The sequence below is a fragment of the Brevundimonas variabilis genome (assembly GCF_014199945.1).
GTDB classification, from domain to species: domain Bacteria; phylum Pseudomonadota; class Alphaproteobacteria; order Caulobacterales; family Caulobacteraceae; genus Brevundimonas; species Brevundimonas variabilis.
In genome coordinates this window covers 35,336-51,437 of the sequence record NZ_JACHOR010000006.1, presented here as the reverse complement: position 1 = coordinate 51,437, position 16,102 = coordinate 35,336, and the positions used below count along the sequence as shown (strand labels likewise).

Annotated in this window: 14 protein-coding genes; 7 read left to right on the top strand and 7 right to left on the bottom strand. The window is 66.3% G+C overall.

Translation table 11 applies throughout. The annotated features are described in order from the left end of the window. Window positions 1–18 precede the first annotated feature (18 nt). The 7 genes from GGR13_RS15520 (at window position 19) to GGR13_RS15490 (ending at window position 8,911) form a co-directional block, all read left to right on the top strand. Window positions 19–1,260: a putative DNA modification/repair radical SAM protein gene (locus GGR13_RS15520; RefSeq protein ID WP_183214508.1), complete on the top strand. Its 1,242-nt coding sequence runs from the start codon at window positions 19–21 to the stop codon at window positions 1,258–1,260. Next, window positions 1,260–2,720 carry a UdgX family uracil-DNA binding protein gene (locus GGR13_RS15515; RefSeq protein ID WP_183214507.1) on the top strand — a complete coding sequence of 487 codons (1,461 nt, stop codon included), beginning with the start codon at window positions 1,260–1,262 and terminating at the stop codon, window positions 2,718–2,720. Before GGR13_RS15520 ends, GGR13_RS15515 begins: the two co-directional genes overlap by 1 nt. A 107-nt stretch (window positions 2,721–2,827) precedes the next feature. Beyond that, a complete protein-coding gene (locus GGR13_RS15510; protein WP_183214506.1) occupies window positions 2,828–3,943 on the top strand; it encodes an MlaE family ABC transporter permease in 1,116 nt (371 codons plus the stop codon). Between the two features lie 17 nt (window positions 3,944–3,960). Then, a complete protein-coding gene (locus GGR13_RS15505; protein ID WP_183214681.1) occupies window positions 3,961–4,764 on the top strand; it encodes an ABC transporter ATP-binding protein in 804 nt (267 codons plus the stop codon). Between the two features lie 14 nt (window positions 4,765–4,778). After that, on the top strand, window positions 4,779–5,717 hold the full coding sequence (locus tag GGR13_RS15500) for an MlaD family protein (protein ID WP_183214505.1): 939 nt from the start codon (window positions 4,779–4,781) through the stop codon (window positions 5,715–5,717). After that, window positions 5,714–6,325, top strand: a complete 612-nt coding sequence (locus GGR13_RS15495; protein WP_343060448.1) for an ABC-type transport auxiliary lipoprotein family protein — start codon at window positions 5,714–5,716, stop codon at window positions 6,323–6,325. Before GGR13_RS15500 ends, GGR13_RS15495 begins: the two co-directional genes overlap by 4 nt. Window positions 6,326–6,460: 135 nt before the next feature. Next, window positions 6,461–8,911 (top strand): alpha/beta hydrolase family protein, encoded by a 2,451-nt coding sequence (locus GGR13_RS15490; RefSeq protein WP_183214504.1) that lies wholly within the window; start codon window positions 6,461–6,463, stop codon window positions 8,909–8,911. Between the two features lie 4 nt (window positions 8,912–8,915). On the opposite strand, the gene GGR13_RS15485 is transcribed toward GGR13_RS15490, so the two are convergent. The 7 genes from GGR13_RS15485 to ruvX all read right to left on the bottom strand — a co-directional run bounded on the left by GGR13_RS15485 (window position 8,916) and on the right by ruvX (window position 16,042). Next, window positions 8,916–10,619 carry an alkaline phosphatase D family protein gene (locus tag GGR13_RS15485; RefSeq protein WP_183214503.1) on the bottom strand — a complete coding sequence of 568 codons (1,704 nt, stop codon included), beginning with the start codon at window positions 10,617–10,619 and terminating at the stop codon, window positions 8,916–8,918. 138 nt (window positions 10,620–10,757) lie between these two features. Beyond that, on the bottom strand, window positions 10,758–11,762 hold the full coding sequence (locus GGR13_RS15480) for a cysteine synthase A (RefSeq protein WP_183214502.1): 1,005 nt from the start codon (window positions 11,760–11,762) through the stop codon (window positions 10,758–10,760). Window positions 11,763–11,908: 146 nt separating this feature from the next. Next, entirely contained in the window at window positions 11,909–12,346 is a 438-nt protein-coding gene (locus tag GGR13_RS15475; protein ID WP_183214501.1) for an HIT family protein, read from the bottom strand. Then, the gene (gene pyrC, locus GGR13_RS15470) at window positions 12,343–13,638 is read right to left on the bottom strand and encodes a dihydroorotase (protein ID WP_183214500.1); all 1,296 of its coding nucleotides are present in this window, start codon (window positions 13,636–13,638) and stop codon (window positions 12,343–12,345) included. The genes GGR13_RS15475 and pyrC overlap by 4 nt, the downstream gene beginning before the upstream one ends. Then, window positions 13,635–14,615, bottom strand: coding sequence for an aspartate carbamoyltransferase catalytic subunit (locus GGR13_RS15465; RefSeq protein ID WP_183214499.1), 981 nt, complete (start codon window positions 14,613–14,615; stop codon window positions 13,635–13,637). The genes pyrC and GGR13_RS15465 overlap by 4 nt, the downstream gene beginning before the upstream one ends. Window positions 14,616–14,637: 22 nt before the next feature. Next, entirely contained in the window at window positions 14,638–15,561 is a 924-nt protein-coding gene (locus tag GGR13_RS15460) for an AEC family transporter (RefSeq protein WP_183214498.1), read from the bottom strand. Between the two features lies 1 nt (window position 15,562). Next, window positions 15,563–16,042 carry a Holliday junction resolvase RuvX gene (gene ruvX, locus GGR13_RS15455; protein WP_183214497.1) on the bottom strand — a complete coding sequence of 160 codons (480 nt, stop codon included), beginning with the start codon at window positions 16,040–16,042 and terminating at the stop codon, window positions 15,563–15,565. Window positions 16,043–16,102: the final 60 nt, after the last annotated feature.

Below are 16,102 nucleotides of genomic sequence, written 5' to 3'. Positions count from 1 at the left end.
TAAGAACATAACACGAACATGGCTCAACTCGATCTTCGTGGAAAACTGGCTGTTCTGGCCGATGCAGCCAAATACGATGCGTCCTGTGCGTCTTCCGGGACCAGCAAGCGCAACTCGGTCGGAGGCAAGGGCATGGGCTCGACCGAAGGCATGGGCATCTGCCACGCCTATACGCCGGACGGTCGCTGCGTCAGCCTGCTGAAGATCCTGCTGACCAACTTCTGCATCTACGACTGCGTCTATTGCATCAACCGGGTGTCCTCGAACGTCCAGCGTGCGCGCTTCACGGTCGACGAGGTCGTTGATCTCACGCTGAATTTCTACAAGCGGAACTATATCGAGGGCCTGTTCCTGTCGTCCGGTATCATCCGGTCGGGCGACTACACGATGGAGCAGCTGGTGCTGATCGCCAAGAAGCTGCGCGAGGAGCACGACTTCCGGGGCTATATCCATCTCAAGCTGATCCCCGAGGCTGACCCGCGGCTGGTCGAGGAGGCGGGCCTCTATGCGGACCGTCTGTCTGCCAACATCGAACTTCCCCGCGACGAGGCCATGGTCCGGCTCGCCCCCCAGAAAGACACCGCCGTCATCAAGAAGGCCATGAGCCAGGTCCGGCTCAAGGTCGAGGCCGCAAGACCGGGCAAGAAGGACCGCGCACGGCCGCCGAAGTTCGCGCCGGCCGGACAGTCGACCCAGCTGATCGTCGGAGCTGATGGTGCCCCTGACACGGAGATCCTGGATCGCAGTGCTTCCCTGTATGGCGGTTACGGGCTGAGGCGGGTCTATTACTCGGCCTTCAGTCCCATCCCCGACTCCAGTGCCGTCCTGCCGTCGTCGAAGCCGCCGCTGATGCGCGAACACAGGCTGTATCAGGCCGACTGGCTGATGCGGTTCTACGGTTTCTCGGCGCCTGAGATCGGCGAAGCGGCGACCGGCGGGATGCTGGACCTTGCCATCGATCCGAAACTGGCCTGGGCCCTGAACCGCCGCGAACGGTTTCCGGTCGATGTGAACACCGCGGATCGCGAGGACCTGCTGCGGGTGCCCGGCCTGGGGGTGAAGTCCGTCAACCGGATCGTCTCGATCCGCCGCTGGCGCACCCTGCGGCTGGAGGACATCGGGCGGCTTTGTCGGGGGATCGACAAGGTCCGCCCCTTCATCACCGCGCTGGACTGGACACCCGGGGGCCTGACCGATGCCGCCGACCTGCGGGTTCGCCTGTCGCCGGAGCCGAAGCCGGTGCAGCTGAGCCTGTTCTGATGCGGGTCGCGACCCTCGCCCACGAAATCGATTTCGATGGCTGGCGGGTGGCGGCCCGTGCTCTCAGGCTCGAGGGCGTCGAACCGGCACAGGCGTCCTTCAGGGTCGGCGGCTCGGCGGAGCAGGGCGGTCTGTTCGACCAGGCGGAAACCTTGGCACCCGGGACGCGCGCTTCACCGGCCGGTCCGATCGAGCAGAATTTCACCGTATCCAAGACCTTTGTCGATCTGGCCCAGCAGGTCATCCTTCACCGATCTGCCGACCGGTTCGATCTGATGTATCGCCTGCTTTGGCGGCTGCGCGACGAGCCCGACCTGATGAAGGTCACGTCTGACATCGACGTGGTGGATGCGCTGGATCGCGCCAAGAATGTCAGCCGCGCGTCGCACAAGATGAAGGCCTTCGTCCGCTTTCGCGAGATCGAGGACGCGGACGGCCCGAACGCCATCGCCTGGTTCGAGCCCGCGCATCGTGTGCTGGAAAAGACCGCGCCGTTCTTCGTCCGCCGCTTCCAGAACATGCGCTGGTCGATCCTCACGCCGGACGGATCCTGCAGCTGGGACCTGAAGACCCTGACCTTCGGCCCGCCCGCCACCGCCGATCAGGCCCCGCAGGAAGACGAGGTCGAGGAGTTCTGGAAGACCTATTATGCCTCGACCTTCAATCCCGCGAGATTGAAGACCAAGACGATGCAGGGCGAAATGCCCAAACGCTACTGGAAGAATCTGCCCGAGGCGGCCCTCATTCCCGAGATGATCGCCGCAGCAAAGGGGCGATCCGAGACCATGGTCGCGACCCCGGCATCGGCACCAAACCCTCGCACCGAGCGGATCGTCGCCCAGTTCGATCGCGAGACCGGACCACAGGATCGCCTGCCTGTGGACCTGAACGAACTGGCCGCCGGCGTTCAGGGCTGTCGCCGCTGTCCCCTCTGGCGCGACGCGACACAGGGTGTCTGTGGCCAGGGGCCCCGGAATGCCCGGTTGATGATCGTGGGCGAACAGCCCGGGGATCAGGAGGATCTGGCCGGTAAACCGTTCGTGGGCCCCGCCGGACGGGTTCTCGACGATGCCCTGATCGAGGCGGGGATCGAACGGTCCGATGTCTACGTCACCAATGCCGTCAAGCATTTCAAGCACGAACCCCAGGGCAAGCGCCGTCTGCACAAGACCCCCAATGCCGGAGAGGTGACGGCCTGTCGCTGGTGGCTGACGTCTGAACGTGACCTGATCCGGCCCAGGGCCGTGCTGATGCTGGGAGCCACGGCCTCTCTTGCCGTGCTGGATCGCAAGGTCGCCGTCACCCGTGAGCGGGGGCAGGCGCTGGCGCTTGACGACGGGTCGGCTGGCTTGATCACCGTCCACCCGTCCTACCTTCTGCGCCTGCCCGATCCCGTCCTGCGAGCGCAGCAGCGCGAGGCCTTTGTCGCCGACCTGCGGCGCGTCCGGACTCTGCTGTGATGCGTATCGTTCGGTGTGACGAAACCGGAACAGTGGAACTGCGTTGTTGCGAGCCCGGGCAGGCTTAGCCTTGGGCGTTTGGCCGCACCTCGGCTAAAGAGACGTAGATGAGTTCAGCAGCCTACCAGATCGAGGACCGCGAGGGCGGGACCGTCCTGCGCCTCACGGGCGACTGGACGACGACCGGGCTTGGGCGGTCGACCCTGGACCTGGGCCGGGCTCTGTCCGGCCAAACGCTGGCCGCGATCGATCTCAGTGAACTCGGCCGTTTCGACACCGCCGGCGCTCTGGCCATCGTCCAGGCTTCGGACGTGATCTTGCCCAAGGATGCCTGGGCTGAACGGCCAGAGGCCGGCCGCGTCTATGCCATGGTCGAAAAACTGGAACGGGAAAGTGCACCGCCGCCGCGGCGGTCGCCCGCCTTCATCCGCGGCTTCGCCAAGGTCGGCCTTGGTGTCTATGACATCGCGGCAGAGTTCATCCTGTCGATGGCCTTTCTCGGCCGTCTGGTGCTGGCCGTGGGGTCAGCCTTCCGGAACCCGGGTCGTATTCGCTGGCCCGCCTGGTTCAGTCAGGGCGAACGGGCAGGGCTGGATGCCATGCCAATCATCTCTGTCACCAATTTCTTCATCGGCGCGGTGATCGCCCTGCTGGGTGCCAACCTCCTGTCCCAGCTGGGAGCTGGCGTGTTCACCGTGCAACTGGTCGCAGTGGCGGTCCTCCGCGAGCTGGCGGTTCTGATCACGGCCATTCTCCTTGCGGGGCGTTCGGCTTCGTCCTTTGCCGCAGAGATCGGTTCCATGCGCATGACCCAGGAGGTCGACGCCATGCAGGTCATGGGCGTGAATCCCTTCCAGGCGCTGGTCATTCCCCGACTGGCGGCCATGGTGGTCATGCTGCCGCTGCTGACCTTTGTCGGCATGCTGACCGGACTGTTCGGGGGCTTGCTGGTGACCTGGGGCGTGCTGGGCTACGGCCCGACCTTCTTCATCCAGCAGATGTCGCAGGACCCGATGATGGGCAACCACCTGCTGGTGGGCCTGATCAAGGCTCCGGTCTTTGCCATTGTCGTGGCCGCCATTGGCTGCCGACAGGGAATGTCGGTGGCGGGCGACGTCGAAAGCCTGGGTCGCCGGGTGACGGCGGCCGTGGTTCAGGCCATCTTTGCCATCATCTTCCTCGATGCCGTCTTCGCTCTGATCTTCATGGAGCTGGACGTTTGACCGTGCGCGACGAGACCCTGACCGAACCCCTCTCTGATGATCCCGTGCGCAATGACCGCGACGATGTCGTGATCGAGGTCCGGGGTCTGCTCAGCCAGTTCGGCGAGCGGTCCATTCACGAAAACCTGGACCTGGATGTGGTGCGGGGAGAAGTGCTGGGCGTGGTCGGCGGGTCCGGCACCGGCAAAACCGTGCTGCTCAACACCATCATCGGCCTGAAACAGCCCGAGGGCGGGTCAATCCGGATCTTTGGCCACGATACTGCGGACATGACCCGCGCTCAGGCTGCGGAGATCGAGCGTCGTACCGGGACCCTGTTCCAGCAGGGCGCGCTGTTTTCGTCACTGACCGTGCTTCAGAACGTGGCCTCGCCGCTTGTCGAGCACACCAGCCTATCCAAGGACACCATCCGCGAACTGTCCGAGATGAAGATCGCCATGGTCGGTCTGAAACCTGAGGTCCACCATCAGAAGCCGGCCGAGCTGTCGGGCGGCATGCGCAAGCGGGTCGGTCTGGCACGGGCCCTGTCTCTGGATCCGGAACTGCTGTTTCTGGACGAGCCGACGGCGGGTCTCGATCCGATCGGCGCGGCCGCGTTCGACGAGCTGATCCGCAATCTGTCGGACGACCTGGGTTTGACCGTGTTCATGATCACCCACGACCTCGATAGCCTCTATGCCATCTGCGACAAGGTCGCGGTGCTGGCTGACAAGCATGTTGTCGCCAAGGCCACGGTGGCGGAGCTGGAACGCTCCGATCATCCGTGGATCAAGGAATATTTCCTGGGGCCGCGCGGACGCGCCGCCACCAAGGCTGCCTGAAGGAAGACCAACCCATGGAACGTGACGCCCATTACGCAGCCGTCGGCATTGCCACCGTCGCCCTGATGGTGGCGCTTGCGGTGTTCTTCATCTGGCTGGCCCGCCTGTCGTTCAGCGAGGACTATGATGTCTACGACATCGTCTTCTACGGCCCCGTGAGGGGCTTGTCGGAGGGGGGGGAAGTGCACTTCAACGGCATCCGCGTGGGTGAGGTCACCGATCTCAACCTCGACCCCCAGCAGGGTGACCAGGTCATCGCCCGCGTTCGCCTGAATGGCACCACGCCGGTCCGCGTGACCTCGCGCGCCCAGCTCGAGCCACAGGGCATCACCGGGCTGAACTACATCCAGATCACCGCGGGAAACCCGGAGAGCGCGATCCTCAAGAGCCAGTATCCTGAGAGCGTCATTCCCGTGATCCAGAGCCAGCCTTCGCCGATCGCCGAGTTGCTGAGCGGTTCCGGTACGGTGCTGGCGCAGACCGTCGACGCCCTGAACCGCATCAACCGGGTCATGTCCGACGACAACATCCGCTCGCTGTCGACCAGCATCAAGAATGTCGAGGCCCTGTCCAGCGAACTGGAAGCTCGCAAGGGCATGTTCGCCGAGCTGGAACAGGCCCTGGCCAAGGCCAACGCGGCCATTGGGGAATATGAGGCCCTGGGCGTCAGCGCCCGCCAGTTGATCGAGGGCGACGGCACCGAGGCTGTCGCCAATATCAACGCCGCCGCCGAGGAGGCGAGGGCAGCCATTGCCTCGGTCAGCCGCACGGCGACGGGACTGGAACAGCCGCTGGGCGACTTTGCCCGCAACGGCCTGCCGCAACTGGAACAGTCCGTTGCCGGACTGGAAGAAGCGACCCGCTCGCTGCAGGGTCTGGTGAACGAGGTGCGGGCCAGCCCGCGCGACTTCATCGCCCGCGGCCAGTCCAAGGAAATCGAGGTGCAACCGTGAATGCTGTCCGTCTTCTCGCCGTCTCAAGTCTCGCCATCGCGCTCACCGGTTGTTCTTTGCTCAAGGCACCTCCGGTCGTGCAGATGTACCGGTTTGGAAGCGATGCCGGCACCGCGACCACCTTGCCGGTCACCGCACCATCCGTCAGCCTGCGCCTGATCGAGTTTCCTCAAGCCGCAGAGACCGACCGGCTTCTCGGCGTGACGGGCAACCAGGCGGCCTACATTGCGGGTGCGCGCTGGGTAACGCCTGCGCCGGCGCTCTACAGCGACAGCCTGGAAACTGCCTTTGCCGGCCAGGCCCAGCGTGTTCGCCTGATCGGCGGGCGCGAGGGCGTGCGGGGCGACCAGACCCTGGACATCGACGTTCAATCGTTCGAGGCACGCTATGATGCGCCTGGAAGTGCCCCGACGATCGTCGTGGCCGCACGCGCCAGGCTCATGCGCGACCGCGAGATCCTCGCCGAACAGACCTTCACGGTGCGGCAGCCGGCGACCGAGAACCGTCTGGAAACGATCGTCCAGGCGTTCGAGACCGCAACCCGTGACCTGAACAGCCAGATTGTCGGCTGGGTTGATACCAACGCCACGGTCGCCCCGCGTACCTGACGGACGTACCCCACCGCCAATAGCGATACCGCCTCCGGGCTCGACCCCGCGGGAGGCGGTGACGTGCATGGACGTTGACGCTCTGGCGATCCGCCCCTTACACCTTGGTGGAACAGTAAATTCAGGGTGGACGTCATGCGGCATCGGTTTCTTCGGACCTTCCTTCCGGCCTTCGTGCTGCTGGCAGCCGTCCCGGCTCTGGCGCAGGCCCCGGATGCGGCCCTGACCTATCAGCAGCCGCCCAGCCCTATCGCCACCATCCTCGATACGAAGCCCACCCCGACACCGTCGATCAGCCCCGACGACACTACACTTGCCCTGTTCGAGCGGTCGAACCTGCCGTCCATCGCCGAACTGGCTGAGCCCCAGCTGCGGCTGGCGGGCTACCGGATCAATCCCCGGAACAATGGGCCGGCCAATGGTCGCCTCACCTGGCTGACCGGCATCTCGGTCCAGCCGGTCGAGGGCGGGGCCGCGCGTCCTGTCGCCCTGCCAGCAGGTGCACGCTTCACCTCGCCGTCCTGGTCGCCCGACGGCAAGTCGATCGCCTTCCTGATGGATCAGAGCAATGGCATGGCCCTGTGGGTAGCCGACGTCGCCACGGCCCGGGCCCGTGAGGTCTTTGGTCCCCGCGTCAATGCCGCGACCGGTGGCGGCTTCAGCTGGCTGCCGGACAGCTCGGGCCTCGTGGTTCAGGCCGTACCGGAGGGACGGGGTCCGGCACCGGACGTGACCGTTGCGCCCTCGGGTCCGATCCTCGCCGAGACCGGTGGCCGCGCCGCGCCCGTGCGGACCTATCAGGACCTGCTGACCGATCCCGGCGACGAGGCCCTGTTTGCCCATTACTTCACCGCCCAGACCACGCTGGTCCCTCTGAATGGCCAGGCAAGTACGGTTGGCGAGCCGGGTGTGATCCTGGGATCGTCCGTTTCGCCGGACGGCCGGTTCATGCTGCGGACCGTTGCCAAACGGCCCTTCAGCTATGTCGTCCCGGCCAATCTGTTCCCGGCCGATGTGGTCATCACCGACATGACCGGCGCGGTGGTCCACACCGTCGCCAACCTGCCTTTGCGGGACAACATCCCGCCGCCCTTCGATGCTGTGGCACCGGGGCCCCGCTCGGCCCAGTGGCGGGCGGATGCGCCCTCGACTCTGGTCTGGGTCGAGGCCCAGGACGGCGGCGATCCCCGCACGCCCGCCGAGGTCCGCGATCGCGTCCTGATGCTGCAGGCCCCCTTCAGCGGCCAGCCGACCACCCTGATCGACCTGCAGGAACGGTTCGCCGGAATCACCTGGGGTCGCGAGGACGTGGCGCTGGTGAACAGCCGCTGGTTCAACACCCGGCACGAGACCCGCGCCGTCGTCGATCCATCGAACCCCGGTACCGGCCGCGTCATCGTCGATCGGAACTATCAGGACCGCTACAACGACCCCGGCTCCCCGGTGCTCAGGACCAATGCCGCAGGCCGGGCCGTGATCCAGTTCACCGCGGACGGGTCGAAGATGTTCGTCGATGGCGACGGCGCCACACGCGAAGGTGAGTATCCCTTCCTTGGCACGCTCGACCTGTCGACCGGCCAGACCGCCCGTCTTTGGCAGTCGGCTTCGGGCGACTACGAAACCGTGGTCGGGATTCTGGACGACGACGGGAGCCGCCTGCTGACGCGTCGCGAGAGCCGGATCGATCCGCCCAATCTTCAGATCCGCACGGTCGGCGGGAGTGTCACGCCCCTGACCGCCTTTCCCGATCCCGCGCCACAGCTGGCCGGGGTGTCAAAGCAGCTGATCACCTACACCCGTGACGACGGCGTCCAGCTGTCGGGCACCCTTTATCTGCCGGCCGGCTATGACAAGGACCGCGACGGACCGCTGCCGCTCCTGATGTGGGCCTATCCTGCCGAGTTCACCGACGCCGCCGTGGCGGGTCAGGTCGTCGATACGAGCAACCGGTTCACGCGCCCGGGTGGCTCCAGCCATCTGTTCCTGCTGACCCAGGGCTATGCGATCCTGGATGACCCCACGATGCCGATCGTCGGCAAGGACGGGGCCGAGCCCAACGACACCTACATCCAGCAGCTCTCGGCCAGCGCCAGCGCGGCGATCGACGCCGTCGTGGCCATGGGTGTCGCAGACCGCTCGCGGATCGCGGTCGGAGGCCACAGCTACGGGGCCTTTATGACCGCCAACCTGCTGGCCCACACCGACCTGTTCCGGACCGGCATTGCCCGCTCGGGGGCCTACAACCGCACCCTGACGCCGTTCGGCTTTCAGGCGGAGCAGCGCACCTACTGGGAGGCACCCGAGACCTACAACGCCATGTCACCCTTTACCTATGCCGACCAGATCAAGGAGCCGATCCTGCTGATCCATGGCGAGGCGGATGACAACTCCGGCACCTTCCCGGTCCAGTCGGAGCGGTTCTATGCCGCGCTGAAGGGGCAGGGGGCAACGGTCCGCTACGTGGTCCTGCCGCTGGAGGCCCATGGCTATCGCGCGCGCGAATCCGTGGGTCACACCCTGTGGGAGATGACCCGCTGGCTCGACCAGAACCTCAAGACCCCGCCCGTCGCAGCTGGCGTGCCATAGCCGCTCAGACCTCGGTGGGGGCCGAAATCCCGTCGGCCCCGCGGGTGACCGCAAAGGTCTTCACGGTCGCAAGGTCGTAGGGCTTGCTCAGGATGGTCGACACCGACTGAAGCTGGCCCCGTACGGCGTCGGGCGTGATGGTCAGGACGATGAAGCCCTTGGCCTTCTGGTCGCAGAAGACCACCTCGGGGTTCGTCTGGGCCAGGAGTTCGCCCAGCGGCAGGGGACCGAACAGGTCGCCGATCGAGGGGCTGGAGATCGACGATGTCCCGAACTCGGCCCCGCGCCGGGCACCGGCCGCGTCCTTCAACTCATTGACCCAGAAGGCATGGCTGTCACCGGCCAGCACGATCGGCTGGACCCCGGCCTCGGCGCAGGCGGCATACAGACGCTCGCGGCCCGCCGGATAACCGTCCCAGGCATCCAGGTTGAACGGCACGCCCAGGGTGAACAGCTGCAGCGCCGCCTGAACCCGGGGCCGATAGGCGTCCGGCAACTGACCGAGGAAACCGGCAACCTGTTCCGGCGTGGCGGCCTTCGCCAGGTCCGGGCCTGCGACGCGCGCCATGACGACCTGGTTGCCGAGGATCTGCCAGGTCTTGCCCGACGCCTTCGAAGCCGTCAGCGCCGACTTCAGCCACTCCAGCTGACCGGCGCCCAGCAAATCGCGCGACGCATCATTGCGCTTGACCTCGAACGCGGCGACGTCCGGCCGGGGCTGACCCTCGACGGTGCTCACCGTGAGGTCCTTCTCGTAGTCCAGCTGCTCGCCGCGCGACAGCAGCCGCGTCTCGACCATGTGCAGGCTGGCCAGATCGCCGAAGTCGAAGCTGCGGTTGATGTGCTCCAGCGTCAGGCCCGCGCGCGGCTCCCGGATCGGCATCCACTCGTAATAGGCCTTCAGGGCCGTGGCCTTGCGGACCGAATAGTCGCCCTCGGTCTCGGACGAATGGTTTTCGGCCCCGGTGATGAAGGCGTCATTGGTGATCTCGTGGTCATCCCAGACGCAGATGAAGGGCGCGCGGGCATGGGCGGCCTGAAGGTCCGGGTCGGACTTGTACTGGGCGTGACGCAGCCGGTAGTCGGCCAGGCTGACGATCTCGTGCGGCGGCTGCGGAATGCGGTTCAGCCGCGTGGCTGTGGCCATGCCGTAGTCGGTCGCGCTGGCCCCGTATTCGTAGATGTAGTCCCCCAGATGGACGACGGCATCCAGCCGGTCCAGTTTCGCCATCGCGTCATAGGCGTTGAACAGACCGCCCGGATGCAGCTGGCACGAGGCCACGGCCAGGACGACGTCTGTCGTCGGGCCGGCCGGCAGGGTCTTCACCCGACCCACGGGCGAGGTCACGCCGCCCGCGATGAAGCGATAGACATACTCTGTCCCGGGCTCCAGCCCCTGGCCATCGAGATCATGCTTGACCGTGAAATCACGCTCGGCGCGGGCCCGAAGTCCCTGCGTGCGCCGAACGATGTCGGAGAACGCCGCGTCGCGCGCGACCTGAAGCTCGACCTCGATGTCGGCCGCTCCGTCTCCGCCGGGCGTGACGCGGGTCCAGAAGACGGCTGAGGTCTGGTTCGGATCGCCGGAGGCCACACCATGCTGGAAGGACACCGGCATGGCGGAAGACGGGGTCTGGGCCGCTGTGGTCGTTGCGGCGGCAGAACCGGCGCCGATCCAGCCGAGCAGTGAACGACGGTCGATGGTCATGGTTGAGCCCCCCGCACGATGACCCGCCGCCATGGCAGGGCCTGTCGATAACGGGACTCTGCTAGCGGTCAGAGACGGCGTGCGTGCGACGGGCCGACGACGGTGGAGTGACGGCTGATCCGTGGACGGTTGATCGGATCAGGCTTCCGACCATGGCGGGACCGGCAGGCCCTTGCCGCGCAGGAATTCCGGATTGAACAGCTTCGACGCATAACGGGCACCGGGGTCACAGAGCGGCGTGACGATGACCTTGCCCGGACCCAGCTCCCGCGCGAGTCGCAGGGCCCCGGCGACATTGACCCCGGCGGACGAGCCCAGCGAGAGACCCTCGTCCTGCACCAGATCAAACAGGATGGGCAGGAACTCGGAATCCTCGATCCGGTAGACGTGGTCCGGCGTAAAGCCTTCCAGATTGCCGGTGATCCGCGCGACGCCGATGCCTTCGGAAATCGACGACCCCTCGGACTTCATCTCGCCATTCGTGAACCAGTTGAAAAGCCCCGCGCCGGCCGGATCGGCCAGGGCGATGCGGATGTCGGGGTTCTTCTCCTTGAGAAACGTCGACACGCCCACGATCGTGCCGCCGGACCCGACGGCGCTGACAAAGGCGTCGATCCTGCCCTCGGTCTGGTCCCAGATTTCGGGACCGGTGGTCCTGTAATGGGCGTCGCGATTGGCGGTGTTATCGAACTGGTTCGACCAGATCGCGCCCTGCGACAGTTCTGCGTCCAGCTGCTTCGCCAGGGTGCCGGAATAGTGGACGAAATGGTTTGGGCTCGAAAACGGTGCTGCGTCCACCTCGATCAGCCTTGCGCCCAGCGCCCGGATGGCAGCCTTCTTTTCCTCGGCCTGGGTGCGAGGGATGACGATCACCACCGGATGGCCCAGGGCAGCCCCGATCAGGGCCAGGCCGATGCCCGTATTGCCGGCCGTGCCCTCGACGATCGTCCCGCCCGGCCGTAGCGCGCCCGATGCCTTTGCCGACTGGATGATCGACAGGGCGGCCCGGTCCTTGATCGACTGGCCCGGGTTCATGAACTCTGCCTTGCCGAGAATGGTGCAGCCGGTCTCTTCGGACAGGCGACGCAGGCGGATCAGCGGGGTGTTGCCGATCAGGTCGAGGACGGTGGCGGCATGGGTCATGGGATGGTCTCGGGGAAGTCGGTCGAGTTTTGCTTACAGCACATCCGCTCATCCCGGCGAAAGCCGGGATCCAGTTCCTGGACATCACGCGCGTGCGTGAGAAAACTCTGGGTCCCGGCTTCCGCCGGGATGAGCGGATGAAGGGATCAATCCAGGGCCGCTGCAATCCGGGTCGCGATGGCCTTCAGAGCCTCCGTATCCGCCATCCGGGGCTGGGCGTGGCCATCCATGGGGCGGTCTGCCCAGCGCGGTATGATGTGGACATGCAGGTGGAACACCGTCTGGCCACCAGCCTCGCCATTGAACTGCATCACGCTGAGGCCATCGGGCGAAAGGGCACGCTCGACGGCCCGGGCCGTGCGCTGGACGGCGGCCATGAGCCGGGTCAGGACTTCGGCCTCGATCTCGAGCAGATTGCGTGCGGTCGAGGTCTTCGAGATGACCAGCACATGGCCCTCGGACTGGGGAAACACATCCATGAAGGCGAGGACGTGGTCGTCTTCCCACACCGTCACCGATGGAACCTCGCCGCGCAGGATCCGGGCGAAGATGTTGTCGGGGTCATAGGTGCCGGTCAGGCTCATGTCGGGCTCCGGTCAGGGGCATGGATCTCGCGACCGGCGACCAGGGTGTGCATGACGCGGCCCTGCAATCGGCGGCCGTCGAAGGGCGAGTTCCTCGACTTGGACCGCAGTGTCGCCGCATCGATCACCACAGGTGTCCCGGGATCGAACAGGATGAGATCAGCGGGTGCACCCGCCTCGATCACCCCGGCCTCAAGCCCCAGCAGGGCGGCCGGACCGTGCGTCAGCGGCCGCAGGATATCGAGCAGGTCCAGCCCGTCCTCGTGATGCAGACTGAGCGCCGCCGGCAACAGCGTCTCGAGACCAACAGCCCCCGGCGAAGCCTCCCCGAACGGCCGCCGCTTGTCCTCGGCCGGCGCGGGCATGTGGGCCGAGGTGATGGCATCGATCAGGCCGTCGCGGACGGCCTCGATCAGGGCCTGCCGGTCGCTCTCGGGCCGTAGAGGCGGGTCCAGCCGATAGAAGGTCCGGTAGTCGCCGATGTCGATCTCGTTGAAGCACAGGTGGTTGATCGACACGCTGACGGCGACGTCCAGCCCCCGGGCCCGGGCGCGGGCCAGACACTCCAGCGCGGCCTCGGTCGAGATCTGGTCGATCAGGAAGCGTGCGCCGGTCTGTTCGACCAGGGCCAGATCGCGCTCCAGCTGGATCCGTTCGGCAATGGCCGGCACGCCGGACAGGCCCAGCCGGGTCGCCAGCTCGCCGGACGTGGCGACGCCCCCCTCCGACAGCCAGGGTTCGGCCGGACGACAGGCGATCAGGGCATTGAAGGCCCCGGCATAGCTCATGACCCGCTGCAGGGTGCGGGTATTGGTGATCACCCGGTCTCCATCGGTGAAATACAGGGCCCCGGCCTCATGCATCAGGCCGATCTCGGCCATGCGCTGGCCCTCGCGCTTCTGGGTCGCGGCTCCGGCCGCGTGGATATTGACCAGGTTCAGCGCCGCTCCGCGTCGGCGGATGAACTCGACCATGGCGGGGTCATCGACCGCCGGGTCCGTGTCGGGCTGGATCACCAGGGTGGTCACGCCACCGGCCGCAGCCGAAAGACTGGCGGACTTCAGGGTTTCCTTGGGCTCTGCCCCGGGCTCGCCGGTCGTCACCCGGATGTCGATCAGGCCGGGCGACAGGCACAGGCCCCGGGCGTCGATAATCGTGGCATGGGCAGGGATCGTTCCGGGCTGGCCGTGGAAGACGGTCTGGATACGGCCGTCCGCGATCAGGACGCCGCCCGGACCATCAAAGTCGCTGGCGGGGTCCAGCAGCCGGGCATTGATGATGGCGGTCGTCATGCCGCATCTCCCAGCCGCGCCGACAGTGACGCCAGGATCGCCATGCGGGCCGCCACACCCATCTCGACCTGATCCTGGATCAGGGACACCGACAGGTCGTCGGCCACATCGGAATCGATCTCGACCCCGCGGTTCATCGGCCCGGGATGCATGACCTTCGCGCCCGGGGCCGCCCAGGCCAGCTTCTCGCGATCCAGACCCCAGAAGCGGAAATATTCTCGCGTCGAGGGGATCAGGGCCCCTTCCATCCGCTCCAGCTGCAGACGCAGCATCATCACGACGTCACAGCCCTTCAGGCCTTCGCGCATGTCATGGAACACTTCGCAGCCCCAGCGGTCCGCATCTCCGGGCACCAGGGTCGGTGGCCCGATCAGCCGGACCCGGCACCCCAGCATCGACAGCAGGATGACATTGGACCGGGCCACGCGGCTGTGAGCGATGTCCCCGCAGATGGCCACCGTCAGGCTGGTGACGTCACCGAAGGCCCGGCGCAACGACAGAAGGTCGAGCAGGGCCTGGGTCGGATGTTCATGGAGGCCATCTCCGGCATTCACCACGGCACAGCCGACCTTCTGCGACAGCAGGGCAGGGGCCCCCGACGCGCCATGCCGGATGACCAGGATGTCCGGCTTCATGGCGTTCAGCGTCATGGCGGTATCGATCAGGGTCTCGCCCTTCTTCACCGAGGACGCCCCGACCGGCATGGTCACCACATCGGCCCCCAGTCGCTTGGCGGCGATCTCGAACGAGGACGAGGTCCGGGTCGAATTCTCGAAGAACAGGTTCACGACCGTCCGGCCGTGCATCAGGTCCAGAGCCTTGGACGATTGCCGGTTGAAGTCCACGAACACGTCCGCGAGGTCCAGCAGCGACCGCGCCGTTTGCGGGTTCAGGTCACCGGCCGACAGGAAATGGGGCTGCGGGAACGGGATAAGCCGCTCGGAGATCAGGGCATCGACGGCGTGGGCTTCGGTCATCGAAACCCCCAATAGGGCCAGTCTAGCCCAGGTGGAAGAGGGTCAGCAGGATCGGGATGCTCAGCGCACTGCCGACCGTGGTCAGGGCCACCACCCCGGCCATCAGCGGCGCGTCGCCGCCCATCTGCCGCGCCAGGATATAGCTGGCCGCCGCGCCCGGCGAGGCCCCGCACAGCAGGGCGATGGCCTGGGCCGTCTCGTCACCGCCATAGGCGATGCACAGGCCCCACATCAGCGGCGGGGTCACCACCAGCTTGACGAACGACACCGCCCCGATCGTGATCCTGCGCCGCGCGACCTCCGCGAAGCTCAGGCCGGCCCCGGCGACAATCAGGCCCAGCGGCAGGGCGGCCCCGCCCAGAAGCTCGAGCGTGTCCGAAAGTCCCGGTATCCGCGGCACCTTCAGAAAGTTGAGCGCCAGCCCGATCAGGCAGGCGATCAGGATCGGGTTCGACAGGATGGCTTCGGCCAGCGACAGCGGCGACATCGTCCGCTGGTCGGCTCCCCACCGAACCAGCACGATCACGCACAGGATGTTGGTCACCGGGATCATGGCCGCGATCACCACCGCCGCCAGCGCCAGCCCGTCGGGACCATAGATGGACTGGATGACCGGCAGGAACACAAAGCTGTTCCACCGGATCACGCCCTGGAAAACGCTTGTGAAGGCCGGACCTTCGATCGTGACGAACCGCTTGGTCACCAGGGTGGCTATGGCGATGATCACCACGCTGGTGACCGCAGCAGCCCCGGTCGCGCCCGCTCCGCCGCCCGAGATGTCCGCGTTCCAGATCGCGGGGATCAGAAACCCGGGGTAAAGCAGATTGATCGACAGCTTCTCGATCGGCCGCCAGGTCACATCGGGCAGGAAGTCCGATTTGCGCAGCCCGTAGCCGATGGCGATCAGGCAGAAGACCGGCAGCACGCCGAGGATCAACGCACTCATCCTAGAGCCACGTCGCCTGGTCGCGCACCCGGTCCAGCGCACCCTGCAGGATCCAAGCGGCTGCGGTACGGTCCACGACCTCGGCCCTCCGCTTCCGGTTCAGGTCGAGGTCCTCGATTAGGAACCGCTCGACCGCACTGGTGGAAAGCCGCTCATCCCAGAAGGCGATGTTCACGGGCCGGATGCGCTCGAGATTGCGCGCAAAGGCACGGCAGGACTGGGCTCGCGGACCTTCGGACCCGTCCATGTTGGCGGGCAGGCCGATCACCAGCCCCGACACCTTGCGCGCGTCCATCAGCTTGAACAGCTGTGCCGCTTCCAGCGTGAATTTCGATTTCCGGATCAGCTCCAGAGGGGAGGCGATCAGTCTCGTGGTGTCAGACACCGCCACACCGATCGTCTTTTCCCCCAGGTCGAGCCCCATCCAGGCCGTTTCGGGCGGGCAGGCGGCGGGCAGGGCGAGGAGGTCGAGGACGGGCACGGCGGCTCCATAGTCCGGATCATCGCGTCTGTCTCCGATCCTTGTGAATCCGGGACGGGA